The sequence below is a fragment of the Kitasatospora putterlickiae genome, from assembly GCF_039527695.1.
Classification (GTDB): domain Bacteria; phylum Actinomycetota; class Actinomycetes; order Streptomycetales; family Streptomycetaceae; genus Kitasatospora; species Kitasatospora putterlickiae.
Window position 1 is genome coordinate 3069 of record NZ_BAAAKJ010000112.1, and the last position, 2867, is coordinate 5935.

The following is a 2867-nucleotide window of genomic DNA, read 5'->3' on the forward strand; positions in this document are numbered from 1 at the left end:
GTCCAGGCCGAACGGCGTCGGCCGCCCGCCCATCGCCAGTGCCACCGAGTCCAGCGCGCCCGCGCCGACCGGCAGGTTGACCCGCAGCAGCACGTCCACCACCGCGTTCGGCCGGTCGGCCAGCACGGCGGCGAGCCGGTGCAGTTCCTGTTCGCTCTCCACGTGCCACCGGTGCACGCCGGCGTCGACGGCGGCGGCGATCTCGGCGGGCGTCTTGCCCGGTCCGCCGAAGGCCAGCGGCACACCCGGCACGGTCGCCCGCACATGGGCCAACTCGCCACCGCTGGAGACCTCGTAGCCGTCCACGGCGTCGCGCAGCGCGGCCAGAACCGGCGCCTCGGAGTTGGCCTTGGCGGCGTAGTAGAGCTCGACGCGCTCGGGCAGGGCGGCCCGGACGGCCGTGGCGTGCGCCCGCAGCACCGGCAGGTCGTAGACGTAGGCGGGCAGGTGCTCCGCAGCCAGGCCCGCGACGTGCCGGCGGACGGCCTCAGTCGTGGGAGCAGGAGCGAAAGCGGGAGCGGCGGTGGCGGTGGCGGTCATCGGGTCCTTCCAGCGGGAACGGGAGTGGCCCGCACGGGATCCGGGGCGTACGCCGCCTCGGCCAGCACGGAGCGCGCCAGCGGCGAGGCGAGGCGGACGTACCCGGCCGCACGGTCGGCCCTGCGCTCCCAGCGGGTGAGCAGGTTGGCCTTGCCCGGCAGCGGCACGCCCGCCAGCAGCGCCCGCAGTCGCGGCGGGCACCCGTGCGCGGCGGCGTACTCGGCCAGGACGCGGCGCACCGCCTCCCAGAGCGCGCCCTCCGCCGCCGGGTGCAGGTCGGCGAGCGCGGCGAGCAGTTCGGCGACGTGGTTGACCAGCAGGCAGTAGACCACCCGGTCCCAGCCCCGCTCGGCGTCGTACGCCATCGGCCCCGCCACCTCCGGCGGCAGTGCGGCGAGCAGGTCCGCGTGCCGTTCGGGGACGAGCTTGGTCCCCTCCAGGTCCCGGAAGAGCACCTGGACCGGCCACCCGGCGGCGTCCACGCCGATCAGCACGTTCTGCAGGTGCGGTTCCAGCACCACGCCGTGGTCGAAGTAGGCGGCCAGCACCGGCGGGAGCAGCAGTCGCAGGTAGGCCGTCCACCAGTCGAGCGCCTGCGCCGGGTCCGCCGCGTCGGGCAGCAGCCGGGAGACGTGCGCCGAGCTGGTGGGGTACTCGTCGGCGACGGCGGCGGCCAGCAGCGGGGTGACGCCGGGGCGCAGCGCGCCGCCGAGGCCCTCGCGGACGATCAGCCCGAACCCCTCGTACAGCGCCCGGTCGGGCCGCCCGTCGGCGCCGGGCACGGCGAGCGTGCGGAAGGCCGGTTCGCGCAGCACGGCCGCGTCCGGGAACCGTTCGGCGAGGTCGGCCAGGAACGGGGCGAGCAGCCGGGTGAGGGTGACGGCCCCGGTCAGCTCGTACGCGGCGTTCTTGCGCAGGCAGTTGGTGATCCGCACGTTCAGGCTGAACTTGAGGAAGGCGCCCGCGCCGTACAGGGTCCGGACCGAGGCGGTGGCGGCGAACGGGGTGCCGCCGGGTCCGAGGTCGAGGATGTCCCCGCAGCCCAGGGCGCCCCTCAGCAGGGGGTGGTCGCCGATCAGCTGGTACTGCCACGGGTGGGCGGGCAGCAGCCGGTAGCCGTCCGGGACGGGGCCGAGGCCGTCGAGCAGCGCGGGCGCGGCCGGGTCGGCGGCGGACTCGGCGATCAGCTCCCGCCGCACGGCGAGGTGGCGCAGCGGGAAGACGGCGCGGGCCTCGGGGGCGTAGTCGCGCCAGTCGCCGCGTTCGGCGGAGCGGGACTTGGGCGCGGGGTGGAAGCGGTGGCCGAACAGCAGCGCCTGCTCGGACTCCAGGTAGCGGTCGGCTCCGGGCTCCGGGCGTTCGGCCAGGGCGGTGGCGACGGCCGTGTGGCTGGAGGCGAGCTGTCCGAGGAACTCCTCGTTGACGGTGCCGGTGCGCAGTTCCAGTTCGCCCTGGACGTGCCGGGCGAGCCGCTGCCACTCCAACTCGCGCCAGCCGTCCTCGTGTTCCTCCTCGACCGGGCCGGTGAAGCGGTGCGCGCCGAGCAGCGAGCTGCGGCGCAGGGCGACCCGCAGCAGGGTGCCGCGCCGGGGGAGGCGGATCAGCAGCCGGCCGTCGGTGACGGCGGTCTGGTGCTCGGGCGCGGACACCTCACGCAGCAGGCAGTTGACCAGGGTGTGGGCCACCGCGTGGTCGGCGGTGGGCAGTTGGTGTGTCATGAGTGACTCCAACGCTGGCGGACGGGGGAGATGAACGCGGTGGCCGCGACGGCGGCCAGCAGTGCGGCGGCGGTGCCGGCCAGCACGGGGGAGGCGGCGCCGAACCGGCCGTTGGCCAGCGCGGCGACGGCGCCGGCGGCCACGGCGCCGCCCTTGGAGACGAATTCGAGGGTGCCGAACATCCGCCCGGGCGCCCGGCCGCGGGCGGCTTCGGCGGCCAGCACCGCGAGGGAGACCAGGCCGAGGGTGAGTCCGGCGCCGAGCACCAGCCGGACGGCGGCGAAGGCGGGCAGCGAGTCGGCCGCGGCGTGTCCGGCGAGGCCGAGCGCGACGAGGGTGAAGCCGAGGGCGAGGCCGGTGTGCGGTCGGTGCAGGAAGGCGGTGTGGGTGCGGGCGGCGAACGCCAGGTAGCACAGGTGCGGCAGGGCGAACAGCACGCCGGTGGTGGTGCCGGAGGCGCCGGGGAGGCGCTGTTCGGCCAGGGATATCAGGTAGGGGAAGGAGATGACGGTGGCGAACACGAAGGCGAACTCGAAGGCGTAGAGGACGCGCAGCGGAGCCCGGCGCGGTGCCTCGACGGCCTCGGCGGCCGGGGCGGCGGGGGCGGCC

Annotated in this window: 2 protein-coding genes and 1 pseudogene; all 3 read right to left on the reverse strand. The window is 76.1% G+C overall.

From position 1 onward, the window contains the following. A partial coding sequence (locus tag ABD308_RS11700; protein ID WP_486327018.1) for a type III PLP-dependent enzyme domain-containing protein occupies positions 1 to 540 on the reverse strand: 540 nt, incomplete at its 3' end. Continuing rightward, on the reverse strand, positions 537 to 2258 hold the full coding sequence (locus ABD308_RS11705) for an IucA/IucC family protein (protein WP_344332048.1): 1722 nt from the start codon (positions 2256 to 2258) through the stop codon (positions 537 to 539). The genes ABD308_RS11700 and ABD308_RS11705, both read right to left, overlap by 4 nt. Next, positions 2255 to 2867 (reverse strand): annotated as a pseudogene (locus tag ABD308_RS11710) (MFS transporter); the annotation flags it as partial. The pseudogene ABD308_RS11710 and the gene ABD308_RS11705, both read right to left, overlap by 4 nt.